The 25,806-nt window shown below is 71.1% G+C and carries 23 protein-coding genes; 15 read left to right on the forward strand and 8 right to left on the reverse strand.

What is annotated here, in order from left to right; translation table 11 throughout:
* Window positions 1–11: 11 nt before the first annotated feature.
* Window positions 12–875, reverse strand: a complete 864-nt coding sequence (locus Sru02f_RS36835; protein ID WP_109035071.1) for a cupin domain-containing protein — start codon at window positions 873–875, stop codon at window positions 12–14.
* Window positions 872–1,414, reverse strand: coding sequence for an RNA polymerase sigma factor (locus tag Sru02f_RS36840; RefSeq protein WP_109035069.1), 543 nt, complete (start codon window positions 1,412–1,414; stop codon window positions 872–874). Before Sru02f_RS36840 ends, Sru02f_RS36835 begins: the two co-directional genes overlap by 4 nt.
* Before the next feature lie 683 nt (window positions 1,415–2,097).
* On the opposite strand from Sru02f_RS36840, the gene Sru02f_RS36845 reads away from it, so the two are divergent.
* From Sru02f_RS36845 to pstB, 7 genes are all read left to right on the forward strand, one after another.
* On the forward strand, window positions 2,098–4,338 hold the full coding sequence (locus tag Sru02f_RS36845; RefSeq protein ID WP_167469782.1) for an RNA degradosome polyphosphate kinase: 2,241 nt from the start codon (window positions 2,098–2,100) through the stop codon (window positions 4,336–4,338).
* A gap of 190 nt (window positions 4,339–4,528) precedes the next feature.
* Window positions 4,529–5,749: a CHAD domain-containing protein gene (locus tag Sru02f_RS36850; RefSeq protein ID WP_109035794.1), complete on the forward strand. Its 1,221-nt coding sequence runs from the start codon at window positions 4,529–4,531 to the stop codon at window positions 5,747–5,749.
* Between the two features lie 34 nt (window positions 5,750–5,783).
* Window positions 5,784–6,254, forward strand: coding sequence for an NUDIX hydrolase (locus Sru02f_RS36855; protein WP_109035790.1), 471 nt, complete (start codon window positions 5,784–5,786; stop codon window positions 6,252–6,254).
* Window positions 6,255–6,469: 215 nt separating this feature from the next.
* A complete protein-coding gene (gene pstS, locus Sru02f_RS36860; RefSeq protein WP_174855206.1) occupies window positions 6,470–7,597 on the forward strand; it encodes a phosphate ABC transporter substrate-binding protein PstS in 1,128 nt (375 codons plus the stop codon).
* A gap of 168 nt (window positions 7,598–7,765) precedes the next feature.
* Window positions 7,766–8,776 (forward strand): phosphate ABC transporter permease subunit PstC, encoded by a 1,011-nt coding sequence (gene pstC / locus Sru02f_RS36865; RefSeq protein WP_109035065.1) that lies wholly within the window; start codon window positions 7,766–7,768, stop codon window positions 8,774–8,776.
* The gene (gene pstA, locus Sru02f_RS36870; RefSeq protein ID WP_109035063.1) at window positions 8,773–9,837 is read left to right on the forward strand and encodes a phosphate ABC transporter permease PstA; all 1,065 of its coding nucleotides are present in this window, start codon (window positions 8,773–8,775) and stop codon (window positions 9,835–9,837) included. Before pstC ends, pstA begins: the two co-directional genes overlap by 4 nt.
* A 53-nt stretch (window positions 9,838–9,890) precedes the next feature.
* Window positions 9,891–10,667, forward strand: coding sequence for a phosphate ABC transporter ATP-binding protein PstB (gene pstB, locus Sru02f_RS36875; protein ID WP_003974830.1), 777 nt, complete (start codon window positions 9,891–9,893; stop codon window positions 10,665–10,667).
* 128 nt (window positions 10,668–10,795) lie between these two features.
* Here the strand turns inward: pstB and pitH are convergent, their stop codons facing one another.
* Window positions 10,796–11,794 carry a low-affinity phosphate transporter PitH gene (gene pitH, locus Sru02f_RS36880; protein ID WP_109035061.1) on the reverse strand — a complete coding sequence of 333 codons (999 nt, stop codon included), beginning with the start codon at window positions 11,792–11,794 and terminating at the stop codon, window positions 10,796–10,798.
* Between the two features lie 7 nt (window positions 11,795–11,801).
* A complete protein-coding gene (locus tag Sru02f_RS36885) occupies window positions 11,802–12,422 on the reverse strand; it encodes a DUF47 domain-containing protein (RefSeq protein WP_003974832.1) in 621 nt (206 codons plus the stop codon).
* A gap of 207 nt (window positions 12,423–12,629) precedes the next feature.
* On the opposite strand from Sru02f_RS36885, the gene Sru02f_RS36890 reads away from it, so the two are divergent.
* The gene (locus tag Sru02f_RS36890) at window positions 12,630–13,031 is read left to right on the forward strand and encodes a metal-sensitive transcriptional regulator (RefSeq protein ID WP_109035059.1); all 402 of its coding nucleotides are present in this window, start codon (window positions 12,630–12,632) and stop codon (window positions 13,029–13,031) included.
* On the opposite strand, the gene Sru02f_RS36895 is transcribed toward Sru02f_RS36890, so the two are convergent.
* Window positions 13,017–13,181 carry a hypothetical protein gene (locus tag Sru02f_RS36895; RefSeq protein ID WP_007451049.1) on the reverse strand — a complete coding sequence of 55 codons (165 nt, stop codon included), beginning with the start codon at window positions 13,179–13,181 and terminating at the stop codon, window positions 13,017–13,019. The two genes, Sru02f_RS36890 and Sru02f_RS36895, sit on opposite strands and share 15 nt — an antisense overlap.
* 77 nt (window positions 13,182–13,258) lie before the next feature.
* Window positions 13,259–14,152 carry a hypothetical protein gene (locus tag Sru02f_RS36900; RefSeq protein ID WP_109035057.1) on the reverse strand — a complete coding sequence of 298 codons (894 nt, stop codon included), beginning with the start codon at window positions 14,150–14,152 and terminating at the stop codon, window positions 13,259–13,261.
* 499 nt (window positions 14,153–14,651) lie between these two features.
* Between Sru02f_RS36900 and Sru02f_RS36905 the strand changes: the two genes are divergently transcribed.
* Window positions 14,652–16,229, forward strand: a complete 1,578-nt coding sequence (locus Sru02f_RS36905) for an FAD-binding oxidoreductase (protein WP_109035055.1) — start codon at window positions 14,652–14,654, stop codon at window positions 16,227–16,229.
* 3 nt (window positions 16,230–16,232) lie between these two features.
* Here Sru02f_RS36905 and Sru02f_RS36910 read toward each other — a convergent pair whose 3' ends face one another.
* Both Sru02f_RS36910 and tgdA read right to left on the reverse strand, forming a co-directional pair.
* Window positions 16,233–16,949 (reverse strand): phosphatase PAP2 family protein, encoded by a 717-nt coding sequence (locus tag Sru02f_RS36910; protein WP_109035053.1) that lies wholly within the window; start codon window positions 16,947–16,949, stop codon window positions 16,233–16,235.
* Window positions 16,950–17,155: 206 nt separating this feature from the next.
* Complete coding sequence (gene tgdA, locus Sru02f_RS36915) at window positions 17,156–18,175, reverse strand: transglycosylase TgdA (protein WP_109035051.1); 1,020 nt, start codon at window positions 18,173–18,175, stop codon at window positions 17,156–17,158.
* Window positions 18,176–18,557: 382 nt separating this feature from the next.
* Between tgdA and Sru02f_RS36920 the strand changes: the two genes are divergently transcribed.
* The 6 genes from Sru02f_RS36920 (at window position 18,558) to Sru02f_RS36945 (ending at window position 25,754) form a co-directional block, all read left to right on the forward strand.
* Window positions 18,558–18,866: a membrane protein gene (locus tag Sru02f_RS36920; RefSeq protein WP_003974839.1), complete on the forward strand. Its 309-nt coding sequence runs from the start codon at window positions 18,558–18,560 to the stop codon at window positions 18,864–18,866.
* 167 nt (window positions 18,867–19,033) lie between these two features.
* Window positions 19,034–19,834: a hypothetical protein gene (locus Sru02f_RS36925; protein WP_109035049.1), complete on the forward strand. Its 801-nt coding sequence runs from the start codon at window positions 19,034–19,036 to the stop codon at window positions 19,832–19,834.
* Entirely contained in the window at window positions 19,824–21,149 is a 1,326-nt protein-coding gene (locus Sru02f_RS36930) for a hypothetical protein (protein ID WP_174855205.1), read from the forward strand. The genes Sru02f_RS36925 and Sru02f_RS36930 overlap by 11 nt, the downstream gene beginning before the upstream one ends.
* Window positions 21,146–22,705, forward strand: a complete 1,560-nt coding sequence (locus Sru02f_RS36935; protein ID WP_109035047.1) for an SCO6880 family protein — start codon at window positions 21,146–21,148, stop codon at window positions 22,703–22,705. The genes Sru02f_RS36930 and Sru02f_RS36935 overlap by 4 nt, the downstream gene beginning before the upstream one ends.
* Before the next feature lie 12 nt (window positions 22,706–22,717).
* Window positions 22,718–24,133, forward strand: a complete 1,416-nt coding sequence (locus tag Sru02f_RS36940; RefSeq protein ID WP_007388842.1) for an ATP-binding protein — start codon at window positions 22,718–22,720, stop codon at window positions 24,131–24,133.
* 73 nt (window positions 24,134–24,206) lie between these two features.
* Window positions 24,207–25,754: a type IV secretory system conjugative DNA transfer family protein gene (locus Sru02f_RS36945; protein ID WP_109035045.1), complete on the forward strand. Its 1,548-nt coding sequence runs from the start codon at window positions 24,207–24,209 to the stop codon at window positions 25,752–25,754.
* The last annotated feature ends 52 nt before the right edge of the window (window positions 25,755–25,806 follow it).

Below are 25,806 nucleotides of genomic sequence, written 5' to 3' on the forward strand. Positions count from 1 at the left end.
GAAGAAGAAGCTCACGCGACACCGCGCGCGGAGACGTCGAACCGGTCACGGAAGAGGAACAGCAACCCGCCGCCCAGCACCGCCACGAGCGCGGACACGCCCTGCCCGGCCGCGGTGAACGGCGCCAGCGGACCGTCCGTGGACGCCCGGGCCGCGTCCGCGGCCAGCAGCACCGCCGCCCAGGCGCACACGAGCACGGACGGCGCGAGCACGGGGCCCAGCCTGGGCGTCAGCGCCAGCCCGGTCGCGGTGAGCGCGAGCCCGGGCATTAGCCAGGCCAGGGCGGCCAGTCCGTACCCCGGCAGCGCGAGGCTGGCCAGACCGCCCACCCCGAGCGCCACCACGAGCACGGCGACGGTACGGATCATCAGCAGCCGGAAGCCGTGCATCGGCGAGACGACGGCCATCTCGTGCGTGGGATCCAGCGCGGGCCCGTAGGCGAGCGCCACCGAGACCAGCGGCAGCAGCGGGGCGCAGACCAGGAACAGCGTGGGCCGTCCCGCGGCACCGGCCGAGACGGCCACGAGGAAGGTCACGAGCAGCACGGCGGCGAGCGCGCCGAACCAGGACCGGCGCAGTATGGGGGTGGCCGCGAGCAGTCGCGCGGTGCCGTCGCCCGTCCCGCACCGCACCAGCAGCCGTTCGAACCACCCCGGCCGGGGCGCGTCCAGCTCGGCGTCGAGCCGTGCCCACCCCGCGTCCAGAGCGGCGGCGTCGCTCACCCGTGCGAGGACGCCCCGGCACGTGGCGCAGGCGGTCAGATGGGCGTCGGTGGACCAGAGCGCGGGCGCCGCCAGCTCGCCCCGGGCGTAGGCCCGCAGGTCGTCCTCGTCCACGTGCCAGGCGTCCCGGGGACGGCTTTCCTCGATCCTCATGCCAGCGCCTCCCGCAGCTGCCGGCGGGCCCGCATCGCCCGCGTCTTGACCGTGCCCGGCGGGATGCCGAGCAGGACGGCCGCCTCACGGGTGGTCAGCCCGTCGACGACGGTGGCCTGGAGCACCGCGCGCAGCTCCGGCGAGAGCCGCACGAGCGCACCGGCGAGATCGCCGTGCTCGACCCCGGCCAGGACGCGCTCCTCCGCCGAGACCTCGTCCCGGTGCCGCAGCCGCGCCAGCGCCTGCCGCAGCCGTCCGCGCGCGCCCTCGCCGCGCAGCGCGTCGATCAGCCGCCGCGACCCGATCCGCCACAGCCATCCCGCCACGTCCCCCTCCTCGCGGTAGCGCGCTTTGCCGCGCCACACCGCGAGGAAGGTCTCCTGCACGACGTCGTCGACCACGGCGGCGTCGGCGCAGCGGCTGCGCATGCGGGCGGTCAGCCAGGGGGCGTACCGGCGGTACAGCTCCTCGAACGCGCGGCGGTCGGCATCCGCCGCGACGGCCCGCAGCAGCTCCCCGTCGCTTCTCGTTTCGCTCACATCTCCTCATCGCACGAGCCCACCCGACCGGTTCACGATCTCCTGGCGGAGGCTTTGGCGAGGGTAGGGGGTGCGGTGAACCAGCGTTCGCGGGCACCCGGGGTCGATGGGTCGTCTGACCCGGCATGGTCCTGGCACCCGGGGTGGGTGCGGGCGCGAGGGGGTGCGCGGCCCGGCGTTGCGGGGTGCCGCTGCGCCCACCCGTGCCGCCCCAGCGGCACGACTGCCCGCAGCTGCGGCGGAGGGGCGGGGGCGACTCAGCGGGAAAGCCGCGTACGGCGAGAAGGGGACGCCGAGCGACGGCGGACCGCACCCGCGTACGGCGAGAAGGGGGCGTGTCGGGGGGTGTCCGCCCGCAGCGGTTGGCGCGTCAACGGAGTTCACTTCTGTGGCCGACCGATTCCGCGCCGTTCCGAGGACGGACACCCCCCGGCGCGCCCCCGACCCACCCACCGGACACACCGCGCTACCCGCATCCCCACCGAAGCCGCACGGGCCGCCGCAGGCACCCCCAGCCACCACCCTCCAGAGGCACCCCGCTATCCCACACGTCATGTCCCCGTAACCATCGATTCAGACAGCCTTGCGAGGCTCACCGAATGAAGCCGACCGAGCCACAGCCTTCCGGGCCCTTCGGGCCCTCCGACGCGCCTGACACGCGCGCGGCGCGGAAGAATGGGTTCATGAGGCAGCCGAACACTCAGGCCGAGGTCCAGCACACGCAGCCCTCCGTGGGTTCCATCGCGGCGCACCGCCCGGACACCGTGGCCGCCACGGTCTCCGGTCTGGAGCCGGACATCGACGCCGACCTCGACGCGTACGAGGAGTCGGAGGAGTCCCAGGGCGGCGGCGCCCGCCTCCCGCAGGGCCGCTTCCTGGACCGCGAACGCAGCTGGCTCGCGTTCAACGAACGCGTGCTCGAACTCGCCGAGGACCCGAGCACCCCCCTCCTCGAGCGGGCCAACTTCCTCGCGATCTTCGCCAGCAACCTGGACGAGTTCTTCATGGTCCGCGTCGCCGGCCTCAAGCGCCGCATCGCGACCGGCGTCGCCACCCGCTCCGCCTCCGGCCTCCAGCCCCGCGAGGTGCTGGACATGATCTGGGCCCGCTCCCGCGAGCTGATGGCCCGGCACGCCGCCTGCTTCCACGAGGACGTCGCCCCGGCCCTCGCCGAGGAGGGCATCCACCTGGTCCGCTGGAGCGAGCTGGCCGAGAAGGAACAGGCCCGCCTGTTCACCCTCTTCCGGCACCGGATCTTCCCGGTCCTCACCCCCCTCGCGGTCGACCCGGCCCACCCCTTCCCGTACATCTCGGGCCTCTCCCTCAACCTCGCGGTCGTCGTCCGCAACCCCGTCACCGGCCACCGCCACTTCGCCCGCGTCAAGGTCCCCCCGCTGCTCTCCCGCTTCCTGGAGGCCTCCCCGGGCCGCTACGTCCCCGTAGAGGACGTCATCGCCGCCCACCTGGAAGAGCTGTTCCCGGGCATGGAGGTCCTGGAGCACCACACCTTCCGCCTCACCCGCAACGAGGACCTGGAGGTCGAGGAGGACGACGCGGAGAACCTGCTCCAGGCCCTGGAGAAGGAGCTGATGCGGCGCCGCCTGGGCCCGCCCGTCCGCCTGGAGGTCGAGGAGTCCGTCGACCGCGAGGTCCTGGACCTCCTCGTACGCGAGCTGAAGATCGGCGAGGCGGAGGTCTACCCGCTCCCCGGCCCCCTGGACCTCACCGGCCTCTTCCGCATCCACAGCATCGACCGGCCCGAGCTGAAGTACCCGAAGTTCGTCGCCGGCACCCACCGCGACCTGGCCGAGGTCGAGTCCGCGTCCGCGCCGGACATCTTCGCCGCCCTGCGCACCAAGGACGTCCTGCTCCACCACCCGTACGACTCCTTCTCCACCTCCGTGCAGGCGTTCCTGGAGCAGGCCGCCGCCGACCCGGACGTCCTCGCGATCAAGCAGACGCTGTACCGGACGTCCGGCGACTCCCCCATAGTCGACGCGCTCATCGAGGCGGCCGAGTCCGGCAAGCAGGTCCTCGTCCTGGTGGAGATCAAGGCCCGCTTCGACGAGTCCGCCAACATCAAGTGGGCCCGCAAGCTGGAGGAGTCCGGCTGCCACGTCGTCTACGGCCTGGTGGGCCTGAAGACCCACTGCAAGCTCTCCCTGGTCGTACGGCAGGAGGGCGAGACCCTGCGCCGGTACAGCCACGTCGGCACCGGCAACTACCACCCGAAGACGGCCCGCCTCTACGAGGACCTGGGCCTGCTCACCTCGGACCCGCAGGTCGGCGCGGACCTCTCCGACCTGTTCAACCGCCTCTCCGGCTACTCACGGCGCGAGACCTACCGCCGCCTCCTCGTCGCGCCCAAGTCGCTGCGCGACGGACTCGTCTCCCGCATCCACAAGGAGATCCAGCACCACCGGGCCGGGCGCCCCGCCCACGTCCGCATCAAGGTCAACTCGATGGTCGACGAGGCAGTGGTCGACGCCTGCTACCGCGCCTCCCAGGCCGGTGTGCCGGTCGACGTGTGGGTGCGCGGCATCTGCGCGCTGCGCCCGGGCGTGCCGGGCCTGTCGGAGAACATCCGGGTCCGCTCCGTCCTCGGCCGCTTCCTGGAGCACTCGCGGGTCTTCGCCTTCGGCAACGGCGGTGAGCCCGAGGTGTGGCTCGGCAGCGCCGACATGATGCACCGCAACCTCGACCGCCGGATAGAGGCCCTGGTCCGGGTGACCGACCCGGCCCACCGGGCGGCCCTGAACCGGCTCCTCGAGAACGGCATGTCCGACGGCACCGCCTCCTGGCACCTCGGCCCGGACGGCGAGTGGACCCGGCACGCGACCGACGCGGACGGCCAGCCCCTGCGCAACATCCAGGAGATGCTCATAGACGCCCGGAGGCGCCGGCGTGGCACAGCGACACCTTGACCCGACGGACATTCCGACGGACATTCCACCGGAAACCACCACGCGCCCCCAGGCGACCACCGGACCACCGCACCCGGCCCCGACCGGCGCGCACGCGCACGTACCCGCGCACGGGGACACGAACCGGGACACGAACCGGGACACGAACCGGGACACCGATGCCGCCCCGCACGCCGGCACCGACGCTTTGGTGGACTACCTGCGCGCCCAGGCCACAGAGTTCCTGCGCGCCCTGCGCCGCCACCGTGAGTCGGGGCCGGGCACAGGCACAGGCACCGGAACGGGGACGGGCACGGCGACGGGCGCCAACGGCACCTCCGGCGCCCCGGGCCGGGCACCCCAGCCCGGGGACGACGTGGACGCGGCCCGCGCCCTGCGCCGCGCCGCCCGCCGCATCAGCGGCACCCTGCACACCTTCCAGCCGCTGCTGGACGCCGCCTGGGCGGAGGAGATGCGCCCCGAGCTGGCCTGGCTGTCGGGCACCCTGGCCCTGGAGCACGCGTACGCGTCCCGTCTGGACCGCCTGCTCCAGGCCCTGCACCGGCTCTCCGGTTCGACGGCGTTCCCCGCCCCGCGTCCGACGGGCCGGACCGCCACCACCGCCACCACCGCCACCACCGCCGCCACCACCGCCACGTCCGTGCCACCCACCGCACCCCCCACCCACCCGGCGTCCGCGAACCGCGGCAACCTCACGGTGGGCGCGGCCAAGGCGGGCGCACTGCTCGACCGGCAGCTGACCCTGGCCCGCACCCGGGCGCACTCCACCGCCCTCCAGGCCCTGGGCAGCAGCCGTTTCCACGCCGTCGCCGACAAGGTCGCCTTACTGGCCAGCGAAGTCCCCCTGAGCAGCGCCGGACGCAGGGCCGCTTCCGCCCCCGCCCCCGCCGCTCCCGCCGCCCCCGGCGCCGCACCCGTCGACCTCCGCCCGCTGGCCACCGCCGCGCGGGAACGCCTCACGGACGCCGTGGCCGCCCTCCCCCTGGTCACCGCGGGCAGTCCGTACAACGCCGAGGCGCTGGTCCACGGGCTCTCCCCGGACCCCGCCCCGCACCCCCAGGACACCCCGTGGCACCAGGTCCGCCTGCTGCTGCGCCTGCACCGCTACGCCCTGGAGGTGCTGGCCGGCACGGACCCCCGGACCGCCGGGACAGCCGGGACCGACGGGACAGCCGGGGCCCTCGACGACTCGGTGGACGTACGTCTCCTGGCCGCCGGCGAGGCCCTCGACCGGCACCGCGACGCCTCCGAGGCCGCCGCGGCCGCCGCCCAGGCCGCGCGTACCCCGCGCATCGCCCCGGCCACGGCGTACGCGCTGGGCGTGCTCCACGCCGACCAGCGGCATGAGGTGGAGGCCGCGCGGTACGCGTTCCAGCACAGCTGGCGCAAGGAACCGATCAGGCTGCCGTAGGAACGGCCGCAGGACGACGGGAGGCGTGCGCACCGTGAGCCCCGCAGACGACGACACCACGGTCCGCGCGGCCGGCTGCGTACTCTGGCGCCCCGCGTCCTCGACCGCGCCCGCGCCCCCTGGCTCGACCGCGTCCCCCGACCTGGAGCTGTGCCTCGTGCACCGCCCGAAGTACGACGACTGGTCGCACCCGAAGGGCAAGCTCGAGCCGGGCGAGGACCCGCTCGCGGGCGCCCTGCGCGAGGTCGCGGAGGAGACGGGGTACGCCGCCGAGCCGGGCGCCGAGCTGCCCACGGTGCGCTACCTCGCGAACGGCCGCCCCAAGGAGGTCCGCTACTGGGCCGCGGCGGCCACCACCGGCGCCTTCGCCCCCTCCGACGAGGTCGACCGCATCCTGTGGCTGACCCCCCAGGCGGCCCGCACCCGCCTCACCCAGCCCCGGGACCGGACCCTCGTGGACGCGCTGCTGGCGACGCGCCTTCCCGGAGCACCCGGGGAGACCTGAACCCCCGCCCCCGGTCCCGCCCCCGCCCCACCCCCCGGAACCGGCCCGTGTCCTTGACGTAAGCGTTCCGTGACCTCACCGCACCGTCCACAGGGGTTCACCCCGCGTTCATTTACGCCCTTCGGCGCCTTCATCTGATCTGCCTAATTTCGGCCTTACCACTCCTCGCACGCCGCCGAATTCAGGACGGCGGCTCCTGGAAGGAACTCCCTCAAGTGAAGCTTCAGCGCATGAACCGGCGGGCCCTCGCTCTCGGTGCTCTCGCCGTCTCCGGCGCCCTGGCCCTCACGGCGTGCGGCTCGGACGACACCGGCGGCAACAGCGGCAGCGACTCCAGCTCCGCCGCCGCCAACAGCAACATCAAGTGCGACGACGCCAAGGGCCAGCTCCAGGCCTCCGGTTCGTCCGCCCAGAAGAACGCCATCGACGCCTGGGTCAAGCAGTACGTCGCCGCCTGCAACGGCGTGCAGATCAACTACAACCCGACCGGTTCCGGCGCGGGCATCACCGCCTTCACGCAGGGCCAGACCGCGTTCGCCGGTTCGGACTCCGCGCTGAAGCCGGACGAGATCGAGGCCTCGAAGAAGGTCTGCAAGGACGGCCAGGCCATCGACCTGCCGATGGTCGGCGGCCCGATCGCGGTCGGCTTCAACGTCACCGGCGTCGACTCGCTCGTCCTGGACGCGCCGACCATGGCGAAGATCTTCGACAGCAAGATCACCAACTGGAACGACGAGGCGATCAAGAAGCTCAACCCCGACGCCAAGCTTCCGGACCTGAAGATCCAGGCCTTCCACCGCTCGGACGAGTCCGGCACCACGGACAACTTCACCAAGTACCTGAAGGCCGCCGCGCCGGCCGACTGGAAGTACGAGGGCGGCAAGTCCTGGGAGGCCAAGGGCGGCCAGTCCGCGCAGGGCTCCTCCGGCCTGGCCGGCCAGGTGAAGCAGACCCCCGGCGCCATCTCGTACTTCGAGCTGTCCTACGCCAAGGACGGCATCAAGACCGTCGACGTCAAGACCGCGGCCGCCGAGCCGGTCAAGGCCACCGTCGAGAACGCCACCGCCGCCATCGGCGCGGCCAAGGTCGTCGGCACCGGCAAGGACCTGGCCCTGGAGCTGGACTACACCCCGGACGCCGCCGGCGCCTACCCGCTGGTCCTGGTGACGTACGAGATCGCCTGCGACAAGGGCAACAAGGCGGACACCCTGCCCGCCACCAAGTCCTTCCTGAACTACATGGCCTCGGAGGACGGCCAGGGCCTGCTGGCGGACGCCGGCTACGCCCCGATGCCCACCGAGATCATCACCAAGGTCCGCGAGACCATCTCGGGCCTGAGCTGACCCGAGTGCGGTCCGGCCGCCACGCGGAGCCGACAGCGTCCCCTCCCGGGACCGACAGCGCCCCGCCGGGGGCCGGACCGCACCGTCCGGTGCACCGCCGCCAGGAGCCCTTGACCGGGGCTCCGCCCGAGCCGCCGACCACGGCGGCTCCGCAGACCGGAGAACCCGATGGACATAACAACGGACACCCAGAAGCCAGCCCCCTCCCGCACACCCCAGCCGCCCGCCGCCGGGAGCAAGCGCACCGGCCGCGGCGTCACCCGCCCCGGCGACCGGATATTCGTCGGCCTCTCCCGCGGGTCCGGCATCCTCGTGCTGGTCATCATGGCCGCCATCGCGGCCTTCCTCACCTACCGCGCCGTCCTCGCCATCGGCGAGGACGAGGCGAACTTCTTCACCAGCTTCGAATGGAACCCGACCGGCAGCCCGCCGGAGTTCGGCATCGCGGTCCTGGCCTACGGCACCGTCGTGTCGTCGATCATCGCCATGGCCATCGCCGTCCCGGTCTCGGTCGGCATCGCGCTGTTCATCACGCACTACGCCCCGCGCAAGCTCGGCGGCCTGATCGGCTACGTGATCGACCTGCTCGCCGCCGTGCCCTCGATCGTCTACGGCCTGTGGGGCGCGCTCGTCCTGGTGCCGCACCTGAACGGCCTGTACGGCTGGCTCGACGAGTACCTCGGCTGGACCGGGATCTTCGAGTGGAACGGCGGTGCGGGACGCTCGCTGCTCACCGTGGGCATCCTGCTGGCGATCATGATCCTGCCAATCATCACCAACGTCAGCCGTGAGGTCTTCCGGCAGGTCCCGCGCATGCACGAGGAGGCCGCACTGGCCCTCGGCGCCACGCGCTGGGAGGTCATCCGGATGTCGGTGCTGCCCTTCGGCCGCTCCGGCGTCATCTCCGCCTCGATGCTCGGCCTCGGCCGCGCGCTCGGCGAGACGATGGCCGTGGCCATGGTGCTCTCCCCGACCTTCGACATCACCCCGAGCCTGCTCGACCCGGGCGGCGGCACCTTCGCCCAGAACATCGCCAGCAAGTTCAACGAGGCCACCCAGATGGGCCGCGACGCCCTGATCGCCTCCGGTCTGGTCCTGTTCGTCATCACCCTGCTGGTCAACGGCGGCGCCCGCATGATCATCGCCCGCCGCAAGGAGTACTCGGGGGCCAACGCATGAGCAACGCAACCCTGACCCCTGCCCCCAAGAACCGCAGCTCGCTGCGCGCCGCCACCCTGCCCAAGTGGTTCCCCTGGGCGGTCGCGGCCGGCTCGGTCCTCCTCGGCCTCGGCATCAGCGCCGCCGCCGGGCTGAACAGCAGCATCCAGTGGGCCCTGATCGCCGCGGTCCTCTTCGTCGCCGGTTCGTACGGCATCTCGGCGCGCGTCGAGGGCGGCCGGCAGGCCAAGGACCGGGTCGCGACCAGCATGGTCTGGGTCGCCTTCCTGCTGGCCCTGATCCCGCTGCTCTCCCTGATCTGGGAGACCGTGAAGCAGGGCGTGAAGGTCCTCGACGGCTACTTCCTGACCCACTCGATGGGCGTGGTCGGCGACAGCGAGCCCGGCGGCGGCATCTACCACGCCATCCTCGGCACCCTGGAGCAGGTCGGCCTCGCCACGCTGTTCTCCGTGCCGGTCGGCGTGCTCACCGCGATCTACCTGGTCGAGTACGGCCGCGGCCGGCTCGCCAAGGCCGTCACCTTCTTCGTGGACGTCATGACGGGCATCCCGTCGATCGTCGCGGGCCTGTTCGTCCTCAGCCTGTGGGTGCTGATCCTGGACATGGGACCGTCCGGCGTCGCGGGCTCCTTCGCCCTGTGCATCCTGATGATCCCGGTGGTCGTCCGCTCCACCGAGGAGATGCTGAAGCTCGTCCCGAACGAGCTGCGCGAGGCGTCCCTCGCCCTGGGCGTGCCGAAGTGGCGCACGATCCTCAAGGTGGTCCTGCCGACCTCGATCGGCGGCATCGTCACCGGCGTCATGCTGGCCGTCGCCCGCATCACCGGCGAGACGGCCCCCGTGCTGCTGCTGGTCTGGGGCACCGACTTCATCAACGCGAATCCCTTCCAGGACCCGCAGGAGTCGCTGCCGATGTACATCTACCTCCAGTACGGCGCGGGCTCCGACGCGGCCTACGACCGTGCCTGGGCGGCGGCCCTGACGCTGATCGCCTTCATCATGATCCTCAACCTCGCGGCCCGCGGCATCGCCCGCTGGAAGGCCCCGAAGACGGGTCGCTGACGCGACCGACGCAGAACAGTCAGCGACTCGGACCGAAAGAAGCAGTGATACCCATGGCCAAGCGCATAGATGTCAGCGGCCTCAACGCCTACTACGGCTCCTTCCTCGCCATCGAGGACATCTCGATGACCGTCGAGCCCCGCTCCGTGACGGCCTTCATCGGCCCCTCCGGCTGCGGCAAGTCCACCTTCCTGCGCACGCTCAACCGCATGCACGAGGTCACCCCGGGCGGCCGCGTCGACGGCAAGGTGATGCTCGACGACGAGAACCTCTACGGCGCGGGCATCGACCCGGTGGCCGTGCGCCGCGAGGTCGGCATGGTCTTCCAGCGCCCGAACCCGTTCCCCACGATGTCGGTGTACGACAACGTGGCGGCGGGCCTGCGCCTGAACGGCAAGTACAAGAAGTCCCAGCTGGACGACGTCGTCGAGAAGTCGCTGCGCGGCGCCAACCTCTGGAACGAGGTCAAGGACCGCCTGAACAAGCCGGGCTCCGGCCTCTCCGGCGGCCAGCAGCAGCGCCTGTGCATCGCCCGCGCGATCGCGGTCGAGCCCAACGTGCTCCTGATGGACGAGCCCTGCTCCGCCCTCGACCCGATCTCCACCCTGGCGATCGAGGATCTGATCGGCGAGCTGAAGGAGCGCTTCACGATCGTCATCGTGACGCACAACATGCAGCAGGCGGCGCGCGTCTCGGACCGCACCGCGTTCTTCAACCTGGCGGCGGTCGGCCAGCCCGGCAAGCTGATCGAGATCGACGAGACGGAGCGCATCTTCTCCAACCCGTCGGTCCAGGCCACGGAGGACTACATCTCCGGCCGCTTCGGCTAGACCGGCCCCGCCCCACCGAACCCCTCGCGGTGCTGCATGGCGGTGCCACCGCGAGGAGCACAAGGGCCCGCCCCCGGAATCCGGGGGCGGGCCCATCGCCGTTATGGGGCGCTCGCTGCTGACACGCGCTACAGGACCGCCAGGTTCACGAGCCAGAACGACACCGCGGCCACCACCGCGGCGGCGGGCATCGTGATGAACCACCCCATGATGATGTTCTTCGCGACCCCCCACCGCACGGCGTTGACCCGCTTCGTGGCCCCCACACCCATGATCGCCGAGGTGATCACGTGCGTCGTGGAGATCGGCGCGTGGAAGATGAACGCCGACCCGAACATGATCGAGGCGCCCGTCGTCTCCGCGGCGAACCCCTGCGGCGGGTCCAGCTCGATGATCTTCCGGCCCAGCGTCCGCATGATCCGCCAGCCACCGGCGTACGTCCCCGCGGACAGCATCAGCGCGCAGGCGAGCTTCACCCACACCGGGATCGGGTCGCCGTAGTCCTCGACGTCGGCGATGACCAGCGCCATCACCACGATGCCCATCGTCTTCTGCGCGTCCTGCAGGCCGTGCCCCAGCGCCATGCCCGCCGCCGACACGGTCTGCGCGATGCGGAAGCCCCGCTTCGCCTTGTGCGGATTGGCCCGCCGGAAGATCCACATGATCGCGGTCATCACCAGGTAACCGGCGAGCAGGCCGATCACCGGCGACACGAACATGGGGATGACGATCTTGTCGACTACCCCGTGCCAGTACACGGTCGTACTCCCGGCCAGCGCGGCGCCCACCATGCCGCCGAACAGCGCGTGCGACGAGGACGAGGGCAGCCCGAAGTACCAGGTGATGAGGTTCCAGACGATGGCGCCCACGAGCGCCGCGAAGAGGATGCCCATCCCCTTCGAACCCTCGGGGGTCTCGATGACCCCCTCACTGACGGTCTTGGCGACCCCGGATCCCATGAACGCGCCGGCCAGGTTCATCACCGCGGCCATGGCGAGCGCCGCCCGCGGCGTCAGCGCACGCGTCGACACCGAGGTGGCGATCGCGTTGGCCGAATCGTGGAAACCGTTGGTGTACGTGAAGAAGAGCGCGACCCCGATGGTCACGACCAGAGCAAAGGTGTCCATGAACGGCTCAGGACTCCTTGACGGCGATGGTCTCCACCGTGTTCGCCACGTGCTCGAACGCGTCGGCCGCTTCCTCCAGCACGTCCACGATCTGCTTCAGCTTCAGCACCTCGATGGCCTCGTACTTGCCGTTGAAGAGGTGGGCGAGCAGCTTGCGGTGGATCTGGTCGGCCTGGTTCTCCAGCCGGTTGACCTCGATCCAGTACTCGGTGAGGTTGTCCATGGTGCGCAGGTTCGGCATGGCCTCGGCGGTCAGCTCGGCGGCCCGCGCCAGCACCTCGATCTGCTGCTCGACGCCCTTGGGCAGTTCCTCGACGTTGTAGAGGACGACCAGGTCGACGGCCTCCTCCATGAAGTCCATGATGTCGTCGAGGGAGGAGGCGAGGTTGTAGATGTCCTCGCGGTCGAAGGGCGTGATGAACGAGGAGTTCAGCTGGTGGAAGATCGCGTGCGTGGCGTCGTCACCCGCGTGTTCGGCGGCCCGCATACGCTCTGCGATCTCGGCCCGGGCGGATGCGTCCGCCCCGAGCAGTTCCATCAGGAGCTTGGAGCCCGTGACGATGTTGTCCGCGGAGGCGGCGAACATGTCGTAGAAGCTCGTCTCCCTGGGGGTCAGACGAAAGCGCACGTGGGGTCCTCGGGGTGCATGGGTTTCGGTCAGGCTGATGCTAGGCGCATCATCCGGCCACTGCTAACGGGCCGTCCCCCAGTGTCGCCCATCAGGCAGAGTGATGAGCAGGGGGGCGACGCCGGGCGTTCCGGCAAGGGCCCCCTACCCGGGAAAGTTCGTTACCATATACCCACCAGGGGTATTTGTCCGTTATTGGAGGACGCGATGACGACCACCGAGGCCGGCGCGGGTGCGCCCTCCCCCGCCGTGGACGAGGCGGTGCACCAGACGGTGCGCCAGGCGGAGACGGACGGCACGGACATCGTGACCGACCACGACCGCGGCGTGCACGGGTACCACAAGCAGAAGGACGAGCACCTCAAACGCCTGCGCCGCATCGAGGGCCAGATCCGCGGCCTGCAGCGGATGGTCGACGAGGACGTCTACTGCATCGACATACTGACCCAGGTCTCCGCCTCCACGAAGGCCCTCCAGTCCTTCGCGCTGCAACTGCTGGAGGAGCACCTGCGCCACTGCGTCGCCGACGCGGCCCTCAAGGGCGGCACCGAGATCGACGCGAAGGTGGAAGAGGCGACGAAGGCCATCGGCAGGCTACTGCGCACGTGAGCGCTCCTCGGCCACGCGCAGCACCTCGTCGATGCTCTCCAGGCTGAGCCGCTCCCGGGCGGCCGACGCCGCGATGATCAGCTCGCCGCACAGCTCGATCTCGGCGAGGGCCACGTGGTCCTGAACCGCCGTACCGCCGACCGGAGCCACACGCGTCACCTCGTCTCTGCCGTCACCGACTTCCTAGAGTAGGGAGCGGCCTACGCACCGCGCATGGCACGGAAGGGCTAGTTCTTGCCGTCCACGCCCCGCTCGCCGGGCTCGGCGGCGATCTTGCCGGCGTAGATGTCCTGGTCCTCGGGCAACCGTACGCGCACGGCGGCGCCGAAATCGTAGAGCAGCGTCGTCGAGGCGACGTCCACGATGCCGGTGCCGCCCTCCTGCCCGTTGGCGAAGCTGAAGCGGTGCCGGACCTTGCGGATGCGGCCCTCGTCGTCGAGGTAGGCGTCGAACGGCACCTCGGCGGTGGCGAACCCCCGGGCCGCCGCGGCCAGCGCCTTCCTGTTGCCCGCCGAGGCACCGCGCGCCGCCCGCGCGAGGTCGGCGGTCCCCCGGTAGTGCCGCACCTCGGTCCCGGCCAGCTCGGTGCGTCCCACGAACGTCGCCGTCCGCGTCCCCCGCAGCACCTCGGCGGCCGCGAACGGATCGGTCGCCCCGCCGGTCACCAGGTTCCCGTCGGACAGCGAGTCGGTCTCCACCCGCACCCACTTGTCGTCGGGGACACCGGCGCCCCGGTTCTTCATGAACAGGGCACCCGGAGCGAGCAGCTCGGTGATCGGCCGGTGCTCACTCGTGCCCGCCGGGTCCTGGGGCAGCCGGACCTTCAACTGCCCCAGCCGCTCCTGGAAGTCGTACACGCCCTCGCCCCGGATGGTCACCCGCGTCCCGCCGCTGGCCATCTGCATCGCGGTACGCGCCTTGGCGCTCCCGGCGGCCACCAGCCGGTCGGCGGCCCGGTGCAGCACGGCGACCGGGTCGCCGCCGCCCGCTCCCTCGACGGAGGCCCCCTGCCCGGAACCGGAACACCCGGCAACGGCCAGACAGACGCAGACCGCACCGCCGCCGAGGGCGCGGCCGCCGCCCGCCCACCCACTCCGCAGCTCCCGCTCCCGCCCGACCATCGCCACCTGCCATCCCAAGCCGTACGCCCGTTCCGGACCCCCTGCCGTCCCGCTTAACGAGGGGCAGGCAACCCCGGTAACGTTGTGGGCGTGGCGCAGCAGGACGGTCTCGAAGCCCCCGGGGACGCCCCGGAACACCTCACGACAACGGTCGAACAAGGCCCCTTCTGCCTGGCCCGCTGCACCTGCGGCTGGCGAGGCCCGGCCCGAAGAGCCAGAAGCCAGGCCCGCACGGACGCCGAGACCCACACCCTCACGTAGCCGCAGCAGAGTCGCCCCCCGGTAGCTGCGGGCAAATCGTGCCTCGCCCATTGCCTGAACGGCCTGGGAGGTACCGCCCAGGGCGGCACGGGTGGGGCGCAGCGGCACCCGCCCAGCGCCCCACCCCGCGCCGCCCTACGCCCTCGACGCCGTACACCTGTGCACCCACCCACCCCGGGAACCCGCACCTCCACACCCCCGTCTCCCTCCACGACCCCCCACGGGACGCGGAGGCGACATGCACCGGCGCACATTCCTCACCACCACCACAGCCACCGCCCTGGCGGCAACCACAGCCGCCTGCACGGGCAAGGACCGGCCCCCCGGCACCGACGCCAAAGGCACCGCGACCGGAACCCGCACCGCGCTGACCTCCGCCGGCAGCACCGCCCCCACCCCCAAAGCCCCCGCCACCTGGACCGCCCTCGCGAAGTCCCTGGACGGCCCGCTGATCCGCCCCGGCGACGCCACCTGGAAAACGGCCCACCAGCTCTACAACACCCGCTTCGACACCCTCGAACCCACCGCAGTCGCCTATGCCGCCCACCCCGACGACATCCGCACCGCCCTCTCCTACGCCCGCGCCCACCACATCCCCGTCGCGATCCGCAACGGCGGCCACTCCTACGCCGGCTGGTCCTCCGGCGACGGCCGCCTGATCATCGACGTCTCGAAACTCAACCGCGTCCGCGCCTCCTCCGGCGAGGCGGTCGTCGGCGCCGGCGCCAAACTGATCGACGTCTACCGCGCCCTCGCCGCGAAGGGCGTGACCGTCCCGGCCGGTTCCTGCCCCACCGTCGGGATCTCCGGCCTCACCCTCGGCGGCGGCCACGGCGTCGTCTCCCGTGCCTACGGCCTGACCTGCGACAGCCTCACCCGGGCCACCCTGATCACCGCGGACGGCAAGGAGATCACCGCCGACGCGGCAGGCGAGCACAAGGACCTCTTCTGGGCCCTGCGCGGCGCGGGCAACGGCAACTTCGGCATCGTCACGGAGTTCCGCTTCCGCACCCACCCCGCGCCCCGGGCGGTGTCCGCGTACCTCTCCTGGCCCTGGCGAAAGGCCGCCGCGGTCGTCCGCGCCTGGCAGGAGTGGGGCCCGGACCAGCCCGACGAGATCTGGTCCTCCCTCCACCTGGCCGCCGCCCCCGGCCGCACTCCCACCGTCTCGGTCGCCGCCTTCTCCCTCGGCACCTACGGCGAACTCCAGAACGCCGTGGACCGTCTCGCCGACCGCGTCGGCGCCTCCGCGAGCCACGTCTCCCTCAAGCGCCGTACGTACCAGGAGTCGATGGAGATGTACGCGGGCTGCTCGTCCTTCGCGACCGACGCCCGCTGCCACCTCCCGGGCTCCGCCCCCGGCCACTCGCCGCAGGGCTCGCTCGGCCGCGAGACCTACGCGGCCCGCTCGGACTTCTTCGACCGCTCGCTCCCGCCGGCCGGCGTCAAGGCCCTGCTCTCCCGGCTCACCCCGGTGCACGGCGGCGCCGGCAGCATCGCGTTCACGGCGCTCGGCGGAGCGGTGAACCGCGTCCCGCCCACGGCCACCGCGTTCGTGCACCGGCGCTCCCGGATGCTGGCCCAGTACATCGCCTCGTGGCGTCCGGGTACGAGCGGCAAGGCGGCCCGGTCCTGGCTGGATTCCGCCCATGACGCGATGCGCCCGTACGCCTCGGGGGCGGCCTACCAGAACTACACGGACCCGGCCCTGAAGGACTGGCGGCGGGCCTACTACGCAGACGCGGCCCCGCGTCTGGCGCGGCTGAAGCACCAGTACGACCCGGACCGCGTCTTCACCTTCCCCCAGGCGCTGTGAGCGTCAGGCGGCGAGGTCCCGCTCGCCCGACGCCTCGGAGGCACTCTCCTTGCGCGCCCCGGGGATCACGGCACCGCGTCCGGCGGCACCGGACCGGCCTCGCGCGCTGACCAGCCACCCCACCCGGGGCGAGCGCTCGACGGCCCGGGTCAGCGGCGTCAGCAGGGCCATGGCCACCGGCGACAGCAGCAGCGCGACGGCCGTACCGAGGGCGAAGCCGCCCACGACGTCGGTCGGGTAGTGGACCCCCATGTAGACCCGGGCGAAGCCGCCGAACAGCGCGAGCACGATCGCGGCGATCCCGAACTTCCGGTTGGCGACGAACAGTCCGACCGCCAGGGCCATGCAGAGCGTGGCGTGGTCGCTCACGAACGAGAAGTCGTTCTTCCCCTCCACGAGCACTTCGAGACCCTCATGGGACTTGAACGGACGGGGCCGCTCCACGAAACCCCGTATCGGCACGTTGACCAGCACCGCGACCCCGGCCGCGAGCGGCGCCCACACCAGGGCCGCCACGTTCGGGGCCGCGTCCTCGCCGCCCCGCCGCCGCACACCCCACCAGCACCACAGCACCAGCAGCACGATCGCGAACAGCAGTCCGTACTCGCCGACGAACTCCATGACCCGGTCGAACCAGTGCGGCGCGTCCTTGGCCAGGCCGTTGATGTCGTAGAGCAGCTCGACGTCGGGGTTCGACCCGGATTCGGCGAGTCCAGCCATGGTGCTGCGGCCCCTTCGTCATGTCCTCCGGCGCGCCGAGCGCACGCCTCTTCTGCCACCCCCGTGGTCAGCTGTACGTCAACAGGAACGCACGGTCCCCGTTGATACGTTCCACACTCCACTGAATGATCACGCAGACGTTATCGAAGAGAGACACGTCGTCGCAGCTCAGGGCAGGGTTTCACGCTGGGTTCACACCCTCCCATTCACACCGTGGTGGGCAGCGCTTTCGCGCCATCCTCGGTCACCCGGGTGGCCCCGAAGTAGTCGGGGGTGTCGATCGGGTCGAACCGGATCACGGCCCCCGTCCGCGGGGCGTCGATCATGTACCCACCGCCCACGTAGATACCCACGTGCCGGATGGCCCGCGAGTTGGTGAGGTCGTCCGAGAAGAACACCAGGTCCCCCGGCAGCAGTTCGTCCCGTCCCGGATGGGGCCCCGCGTTGTACTGGTCGTTGGCGACCCGCGGCAGCTTGATCCCCACACTCTCGTACGCCGCCTTGGTCAGCCCCGAGCAGTCGAACCGCCCGCCCTGCTCGGGCGTCCCGTTCCCACCCCACAGATACAGCGTCCCGAGCTTCTTCTGCGCGTAGGCGATGGCGCCGGCGGCCTGCTCGGACGGATCAACGCGGGTGGTGGGCGCGGCGAAGCTCTTCTCCAGCGTGGTGATGGTCTTTACGTAGTTCCTGGTCTCCTCGTACGGGGGCACGCCCTGATACCTGATCACCGCGTCGGGACCCGCGTTGTAGGAAGCCAGCATGTTCTCGGTCGGATTGCCCGGCACGCTCTTCACGTAGGAGGCGAGGGAGCAGTCGTACGAGGCAGCCGACGGGATCGCGTCCTCGGGATCCCACACGTCCCGGTCGCCGTCCCCGTCGCCGTCGACACCGTGGACGGCCCACGTCCCGGGAATGAACTGCGCTATCCCCTGCGCCGTCGCCGCGCTCTGGGCCTTCGGGTCGAACCCGCTCTCCTGGTACAACTGGGCGGCGAGCAGCGCGGGGTTGATGGCCGGGCAGAGATTGCCCCACTTCTGCACGATCGGCTGGTACACCGCGGGCACGCTCCCCTTGGCGAGCTTCTTGGCCCCGCCGCCCGCACCGCCGGCCAGGTCCCCGGCGACGAGGTAGACACCCACGACGAGCAGCATCACGAAGCCCATCCCCAGGGCGACCGCGACGCCGGCACCGACCCACATCTTGCGCATGGTCCAACCATCCCCCATGACCGCACCGTTCAGTGACGTTTCCCGGCCATGTCGCGGCCGACCTGACGCCTCCTCAACCGGACCCCGCCCGCCTCGTCCGGCCCCACGGCGGCGAACACCCGAGAGGGGTCCAACGACGCAACCGCGCGACAGGTTGCGCCCCGCTTCATTGCCCGGCGTAACCTACCGTGATACACAGAGTGACCATACGACTCTTCACGCACCGATCCGCACCACCCGGCGAGGACCCGGCGCGGACCGGTGGCAAGCTATTCGTACGAAACCCGCCAATCAATGACGCCAAGTCGACATGCGACGGTGCCATTGTCGGTGACAATGAGGCTTGACCTCTGCATGCCCGCAGAGGGCGCGGAACTACCCAACAGGGGCGGTGACTTACATGCTCTTTGCGGCCGACGAGGGAGACATCAACACCATCATCGGGGGGATCGCTCCGGACTGGGGCCCCTTCGGTGCGCTGGGGACCGAGGCGAAGACGATGGTCCAGGTCGTCATGGCCGTCGCCATTCTGCTCTGCCTCGGCATCGCCATCTGGGGCGCCGCCAAGCAGCGCATCGGTGCCACGGCCCTGAGGGACACCTTCAGCGCCGAGCAGGGCAAGGGCCTCATCATCGCCGGGCTGACGGGCGTGTTCATCATCGGCTCGCTCGGCACGCTCTTCACCATCGTGTACGGGATGGCCGTGTAGCCCCGGCACGCAACCGTTCTTCCCCCTCCATCCCACCCGCCCGTCGTGCCAACCGGCTGAGGTTGCGTTTCCCTGATGTCGAGTCATAACACCGCGCCCGAGCGGGACCCAGCACGGCTACCGTCGTACGTACACGGCCGACCCGACGTCGAGGGGGCGTACGCGGCATGAGTCTCGGAGACGATCACCAGTCGTCCGGCGATTACGGCGGCGCCGGCCGGACGCGGCTCCGGCTGCCCGAGGACGAGGGCGGCCCCCGACGCGGCGGCCGCTCCTCCTCGCGCAGCCTGGTCACCGTGGTCGGCGTCGTCGTCCTCCTCATCGCCGCGATCGCCTTCGCGAACCGTGGAGGAAGCGATTCCGCGTCCGGGGAGGACGGGGCCGGAGACAAGCCGAAGACCTCGGCGACGGCGCCTTCGGGAACACGTCCGGTGCAGTCGGGCTTCGCCCATGACGCGCAGGGGGCACAGAGCGCGGCGGCGAACTACGCGGTGGCGCTGGGTTCTGACGGGATGTTCGACAAGGCGAAGCGGGACCCCATCCTGCAGTCCATCATCGTTCCCGAGAGAGTGGCAGACTTCGAGGCCACCCTGGACAAGGCATACAGCCCGGAGTTCAACCAGAATGTCGGCCTGAACAAGGACGGCTCGACACCCAAGGGCTACACCTTCGTGTCTCGCACGAGCCCGATCGGCACCAAGGTCACCGAGAGCGCGGCCGACAGCACGACCGTCGAGGTCTGGTGCAGCGGCCTTCTCGGCCTCGCGGGTCGGAACTCCACGTCCCCGGTCACGAGCAGCTGGTTCACCATCACCATGCAGCTTGCATGGGTCAATGATGACTGGAAGATCGTGACGCACTCCCAGAAGGACGGCCCCGCGCCGATTCCCGGCGACGACAAGGCATCCACCGCGGACGAGATGGCCAAAGCCGTCCAGGAGTACGGAGGGTTCACGTATGCGCGCTAACCGCCGCGTATTCGAACTGACCGGTGTCGTCGCGGCCGTGCAGACGGCAGCTTTCCTCTTCGCCACCCGCACTTTCGCCGCCCCCACCCCGACACCCGCGCCGAGCGATGACCCCTGCGACCTGATCCACGGCCCAGCCAAGGACTACTGCGAACGAGGCCAAGGCGGCGGTTCCGGTGGTGGCGGGACGCCCGACACGCTCCCCTCCACCCTCGACCCCCTCTCCTCCCTCGCCAAGGGCTGTGCCGACGCCGCCGCCTGGACCGTCGACACGCTCAGTGACGCCGTCAAGAACACCGCCGACGTCGACTTCACGAACGACACGTTCCTCAAGCAGTACGCCGTCGTCTTCGCGGCGTCCGCGTTCCTGACCCTGATCCTCTGGCTGCTCGCGGTGGCCAAGCGTGCCGTCCGCGGCGTCCCGCTCACCACCGCGCTCTCCGAGGCCGTCGGGTTCCTCTGGCTCACCGTCCTGGCGTCGGCCTTCACCCCGCTGATCCTGTACACGGTCGTGTCGGCCACCGACGCCGTCACCGACGTCCTGGCCAAGGGCACCGGGGACCAGACGGACACCTTCTTCGGCACCTTCTCCCAGGCGCTGAAACAGGGCAACGACATCGGCGGCGGCCCGATCATGCTGATCCTGGTGTCGTTCGTGTCGATCATCGCCGCGGGCGTCCTCTACCTGGAGCTGTACCTGCGCGCCGTCCTGCTCTACGTCGGCGCCCTGCTCGGCGTCGTCGTCTACGCCGGCCTGGTCGACAAGAACCTGTGGGGCCACGTCCGCCGCTGGGCCGGCATCATGATCGCCGTGATCATGGTCAAGCCGGTCATCGTCATCGTGCTGGGCCTCGCCGGCGCGCTGACCACGGCGGACGGGCCCGACTCCGTGGCCGCCATCGTGTCCGGCCTCGCCATCATCCTGCTCGCGATCTTCGCCTCGGCGATGATCTACCGCTTCGTCCCCGGCTTCGGCGACGAGATCGCCAACGGCCGCAACAACCGCATCATGCAGGGTGCCGAGGGCAAGGCAGCCGCAGTGATCAGCTCCCCGGCGAACCTGGTCGCGCAGGGCATCAGAACCCACAGCGGCCGCGGCGGCGGTGACGGCGGCGGACAGTCCTCGTCCTCCGCGACCCCCCGCCCCTCGAACCCCGCCTCCGGCGGAGTCGCCGCGCACAGCTCGCGCCCCTCGAACGGCGGCGGCGGAAATGTCCCCTCCGCCGCACCCGCACCGCGCTCCGGCAGCCCGGTGAACACACCGCACGCAAGCAACACCCGCAACAGCAAGAGCACAGGAGGTGACGGGCGTTGACGACCGAGTCCCACGTGTCCCATACGGTCACGCCCCGCCGTACGTATCTGATCGGCCGCGCCCGGCCGAACGCGATCGTCGGCCGCAATCGCGAGACCGGTGAGATCGCGCTGATCGTCGTGGGCGCGTTCCTCGGCATGATGTGCGGGCTCCTCGTCCCCGTCCTGAGCCTGCGCATCGTGCTGCTGTGCGGCTTCCCGATGCTCGCCCTGGCGGCGGTCTACGTGCCGTACAACCACCGCACGTTCTACCGGTGGTTCGAGATCAACCGCAGCTACAAGCGCACCCTCCGCAGGGGCACCACCTACCGCTCCGGCGCCATCGAGGCCGGTACCAGGATCGACGGCCGCGAGACCGAGGTCGGCCCGCCGCCCGGCATCGGCCGCATCTCCTGGCTGGCGGCGCCCTTCGGGCCGGACGAGATCGCCGTACTGCTGCACGCCGACCGCAAGACCGTGACGGCCGCCATCGAGATCGAGGGGCCCGGCGTCGGCCTGCGCGACTCCGAGGACCAGGAAGCCCTCGTCGACCGCTTCGGCACCCTGCTCAAGCACGTGGCCAACGGCGACGGCTTCGTCACCCGCATCCAGATGCTCGCCCGCACCCTCCCGGCCGATCCCGACGCGCACGCCAAGGACGTCTCCCAGCGCGGCGACGAGAAGTCACCGCCGTGGCTGCGGCAGTCCTACGACCAGCTCCAGTCGATGGTGTCCACCAGCAGCGAGCAGCACCGTGCCTATCTGATCGCCTGCATGCACTACAACCGCGAGCTGGCCGCCGAGGCCCACACCATGGCCCGCGCCGCCCGCCCGCACACCGGGCGCAAGCTGGACCGGGACGCCGGGCTCGCGGTCGTCATGGCGCGCGAGCTGACCGACATCTGCTCCCGCCTCCAGGAAGCCGACATCCGCGTGCGCCAGCCGCTGGGCCAGGGCCGGCTCGCCTCCCTGATCCACGCCATGTACGACCCGGACCACCCCATCGACCACATCCAGGCGATGACCAAGCGCAACGCCTGGCCGGCCGAGCTGGACGCCATGGAGCCCACCTACCTCCAGGCCAAGACCCGCGAGTCCGCCACCCGCGCGCCCTGGTGCCACGCCACCGCCTGGATCAAGGAGTGGCCGATGACCCCGGTGGGCGTCAACTTCCTGGCCCCCCTCCTCGTCCACACCCCGGACGTGATCCGCACCGTCGCCGTCACCATGGACCTCGAACCCACCGAGGTGGCCATCGAGCGCATGCTGACCGAGAAGACCAACGACGACGCCGAGGCGTCCCGCGCCGCCAAGATGAACCGGACCGTGGACCCCCGCGACATCGCCGCCCACGGCCGCCTCGACCAGCGCGGCGAGGACCTCGCCAGCGGCGCGGCCGGCGTCAACCTGGTCGGCTACATCACCGTCTCCTCCCGCACCCCCGAGGCGCTGGCCCGCGACAAGCGGACGATAAGGGCGTCGGCCGGAAAGTCGTACCTGAAACTGGAGTGGTGCGACCGTGAGCACCATCGCGCCTTCGTGAACACTCTTCCGTTCGCCACCGGCATCCGAAGGTAGGGGCTGAGCCTGATGCGGGACCCGCTGACCGTCCTCACCGACGCCTTCACGTCCTTCCTCTTCGGGAAGGTGGAGACGACCCGCCTCCCCGTCCGCACGTCCACCGGACAGGCCCAGGCGGTCTACCTGCCGACGGCCGCCCCCGGCCTCGGCGACTCCGGCGTGATCATCGGCCGCGAGGTCTACTCCGGCAAGGGCTACATCTACGACCCCTTCCAGCTCTACGGCCAGCAGCTCCCCGCCCCGCACTGGCTGGTGCTCGGGGAGTCGGGGAACGGCAAGTCGGCCCTGGAGAAGACGTACGTCCTGCGCCAGCTGCGCTTCCGCGACCGCCAGGTCGTCGTCCTGGACGCCCAGGGCGAGGACGGCGTCGGCGAGTGGAACCTCATCGCCGAGGAGCTGGGCATAACTCCCATCCGCCTCGACCCGATGGCCGCCCTGGACCACGGCATCCGCCTCAACCCCCTCGACCCGGCGATCACGACGACCGGCCAGCTGGCGCTGCTCCGGACGATCATCGAGGTCGCCATGGGCCACGGCCTGGACGAGCGCTCCGGCTTCGCCCTCAAGGTCGCCCACGCCTACGTCAACGAGACCATCGTCGAACGCCAGCCGGTCCTCACCGACATCGTCGAGCGGCTCCGCCACCCCGAGCCGGAGTCCGCCGAGGCGATGAACGTCGCCATAGACGACGTACGGGCCTGGGGCCTGGACGTGGCGCTGGTCCTGGACCGGCTCGTCGACGGCGACCTGCGCGGCATGTTCGACGGCCCGACGACCGTCGGCATCGACCTCGACGCCCCGCTGATCGTCTTCGACCTCTCCCACATCGACCGCAATTCCATCGCGATGCCCATCCTCATGGCCATCGTGGGCGTCTGGCTGGAGCACACCTGGATCCGCCCCGACCGGAAGAAGCGCATCTTCCTGGTCGAGGAGGCCTGGCACATCATCAACAGCCCCTTCGTGGCGCAGCTGTTCCAGCGGCTCCTGAAGTTCGGGCGCCGGCTCGGCCTGTCCTTCGTGGCGGTGGTGCACCACCTGTCCGACGTCGTCGACGGGGCGGCCGCGAGAGAGGCCGCGGCCATCCTCAAGATGGCCTCCACCCGCACCATCTACGCCCAGAAGGCCGACGAGGCACGCGCCACCGGCCGCGTCCTCGGCCTGCCACGCTGGGCGGTGGAGATCATCCCCTCCCTCACCCCCGGCATCGCGGTCTGGGACGTCAACGGCAACGTCCAGGTGGTCAAACACCTGATCACCGAGACCGAACGCCCCCTGGTCTTCACCGACCGCGCGATGACCGAGTCCTCCACCGACCACCTGACCGACGACGCCCTGCGCGCCGCGGAGCTGGAGGCGGAGGAACGGGCGGCGGCCTTCATGGAGCAGCACATCGGCGACTCGTCGGAATCGACGGTGGCGTAGGGCCAGCAGGAGCACCAGGGCAGCAGGAGCACCCGGGCAGCAGGACAGCGGGACGAGGAGAGGCACCGGACGCATGAGACCGGACGACCGCCGCGATCAGCGGCCGGCCCAGGGCGGCATCCCCGACGGCCTGCTGATCGGCATACTGGCCTTCATCCTCGGCATGACCCTGCTGGTCTGGACGGCGACCGGCCTGTCCGCCCTGTTCGCCCACGGCTCCTGGCCCGAAGGCGTCAGCTTCACCGGCACCCCGCAGGCCATGCGCCAACTGATCGCCGAGCCGCACGACATCCCGGGCGCATGGCCGGACGCCCCGGCGGGGGCGCTGTCCGGGTACGGGTTGTTCTGGGGGCTGTTCATCGGCCAGTTGATGGTGCTGGTGGTGCTGACGGTGTTCGTGATGGGCACGTTGGCGCGGTGGCGAGCGGTACGGAAGCGGCGACGCGAGGGGCCGACACCGACACCACGTGAGACACAGGCGCACGGAGCACCGGTCCAGCAGGCACCGGTCCAGCAGGCACCGGTCCAGCAGGCACCGGTGCACGAGGCGCCGACGCCCGAGACCCCACTGCACGAGCCCCCGCTGCACGAGGTGCCCACTCCTCGGGCGCCGCAACCGACCCCGGCCCCGGAGGTCGAGCCCCCGCACTCCGCACCCAACGGCAAACGGGTGAGTGGGTGGGAAACAACCCGCGCCGAAGGCGCGGTGCACTACGGCCCGAGGGAAAGCCGCCACGAGACCGCAACCGAGGCCCTGCGGGACGCGGACGGCGCCGCCCTCGTCATCACCTCCAACCCCGCCCTGTGGTCGGAGACCAAGGACGCCCGCGCCAAACTAGGCCCCACCCACCTCTACGACCCGAACCACCTCTGCGACACCCCCGCCCGCGTCCACTGGTCCCCCACCGCGGGCTGCGAGGACAGACAGACGGCCACCGCCAGAGCGGCCGCCCTGCTCACCCCCGTCCGCCCCACCGCCCGCATCGACCAGGCGGTCGGCGACACCGCCGAACTGCTGCTGCGCAGCTACCTCCACGCCGCCGCCATCGACGGCCGCACCATCCGCCACGTCCACCGCTGGTCCCAGGGCCTCCAGGTGCAGGACGCCGTCCGCATCCTGCGTACCCACCCCAAGGCCGCCCCCGGCTCCGCCGGCGAACTCGAAGGCTCCCTCACCGCCCACCCCGAGCGCCGGGACATGGCCCAGCAGCTGACCGCCCGGGCCCTCGCCGCGCTCTCCACGGTCAATATCCGCGAGGCGTGCACTCCCAACCGAACTGATGCACTCGCCTTGGATTCCTTCGTCCACGAACAGGGAACCCTTTACGTGGTGGGTGAATCCATTGAGGATCCCCGCACGAGCCCGGGCGCGATGCCGCTGCTGACGGCGCTCGTCTCCAGCGTGGTCGAGCGCGGCCGGCGCATGGCCGAACGGTCATCCTCCGGTCGCCTCGACCCACCAATGACGCTCGTCCTGGACGACGTCGCGGCCGTCGCCCCGCTGCCCCAGCTCCCGGAACTGCTCGCCGACGGCGCGGACGCGGGCATGCCGACCCTGGCCCTGCTCCGCTCCCGCGAACAGGGCCGCGCCCGCTGGCCCCACGACGAACTGCCCGTCTGACGAACTGCCCGTCTGACGAACTGCCCGTCTGACGGACTGCCCGCCCGGCGGA

It is taken from the genome of Streptomyces rubrogriseus, assembly GCF_027947575.1.
GTDB lineage: Bacteria > Actinomycetota > Actinomycetes > Streptomycetales > Streptomycetaceae > Streptomyces > Streptomyces rubrogriseus.

Bases quoted from the DNA above. Each gene is read 5' to 3' on its own strand.
- Sru02f_RS36835 (WP_109035071.1), bottom strand. From the start codon at position 875: ATGAGGATCGAGGAAAGCCGTCCCCGGGACGCCTGGCACGTGGACGAG.
- Sru02f_RS36845 (WP_167469782.1), top strand. From the start codon at position 2,098: ATGAGGCAGCCGAACACTCAGGCCGAGGTCCAGCACACGCAGCCCTCC.
- pstC (WP_109035065.1), top strand. From the start codon at position 7,766: ATGGACATAACAACGGACACCCAGAAGCCAGCCCCCTCCCGCACACCC.
- pstA (WP_109035063.1), top strand. From the start codon at position 8,773: ATGAGCAACGCAACCCTGACCCCTGCCCCCAAGAACCGCAGCTCGCTG.
- pstB (WP_003974830.1), top strand. From the start codon at position 9,891: ATGGCCAAGCGCATAGATGTCAGCGGCCTCAACGCCTACTACGGCTCC.
- pitH (WP_109035061.1), bottom strand. From the start codon at position 11,794: ATGGACACCTTTGCTCTGGTCGTGACCATCGGGGTCGCGCTCTTCTTC.
- Sru02f_RS36890 (WP_109035059.1), top strand. From the start codon at position 12,630: ATGACGACCACCGAGGCCGGCGCGGGTGCGCCCTCCCCCGCCGTGGAC.
- Sru02f_RS36900 (WP_109035057.1), bottom strand. From the start codon at position 14,152: ATGGTCGGGCGGGAGCGGGAGCTGCGGAGTGGGTGGGCGGGCGGCGGC.
- Sru02f_RS36905 (WP_109035055.1), top strand. From the start codon at position 14,652: ATGCACCGGCGCACATTCCTCACCACCACCACAGCCACCGCCCTGGCG.
- Sru02f_RS36910 (WP_109035053.1), bottom strand. From the start codon at position 16,949: ATGGCTGGACTCGCCGAATCCGGGTCGAACCCCGACGTCGAGCTGCTC.
- tgdA (WP_109035051.1), bottom strand. From the start codon at position 18,175: ATGGGGGATGGTTGGACCATGCGCAAGATGTGGGTCGGTGCCGGCGTC.
- Sru02f_RS36920 (WP_003974839.1), top strand. From the start codon at position 18,558: ATGCTCTTTGCGGCCGACGAGGGAGACATCAACACCATCATCGGGGGG.
- Sru02f_RS36925 (WP_109035049.1), top strand. From the start codon at position 19,034: ATGAGTCTCGGAGACGATCACCAGTCGTCCGGCGATTACGGCGGCGCC.
- Sru02f_RS36930 (WP_174855205.1), top strand. From the start codon at position 19,824: ATGCGCGCTAACCGCCGCGTATTCGAACTGACCGGTGTCGTCGCGGCC.
- Sru02f_RS36940 (WP_007388842.1), top strand. From the start codon at position 22,718: ATGCGGGACCCGCTGACCGTCCTCACCGACGCCTTCACGTCCTTCCTC.
- Sru02f_RS36945 (WP_109035045.1), top strand. From the start codon at position 24,207: ATGAGACCGGACGACCGCCGCGATCAGCGGCCGGCCCAGGGCGGCATC.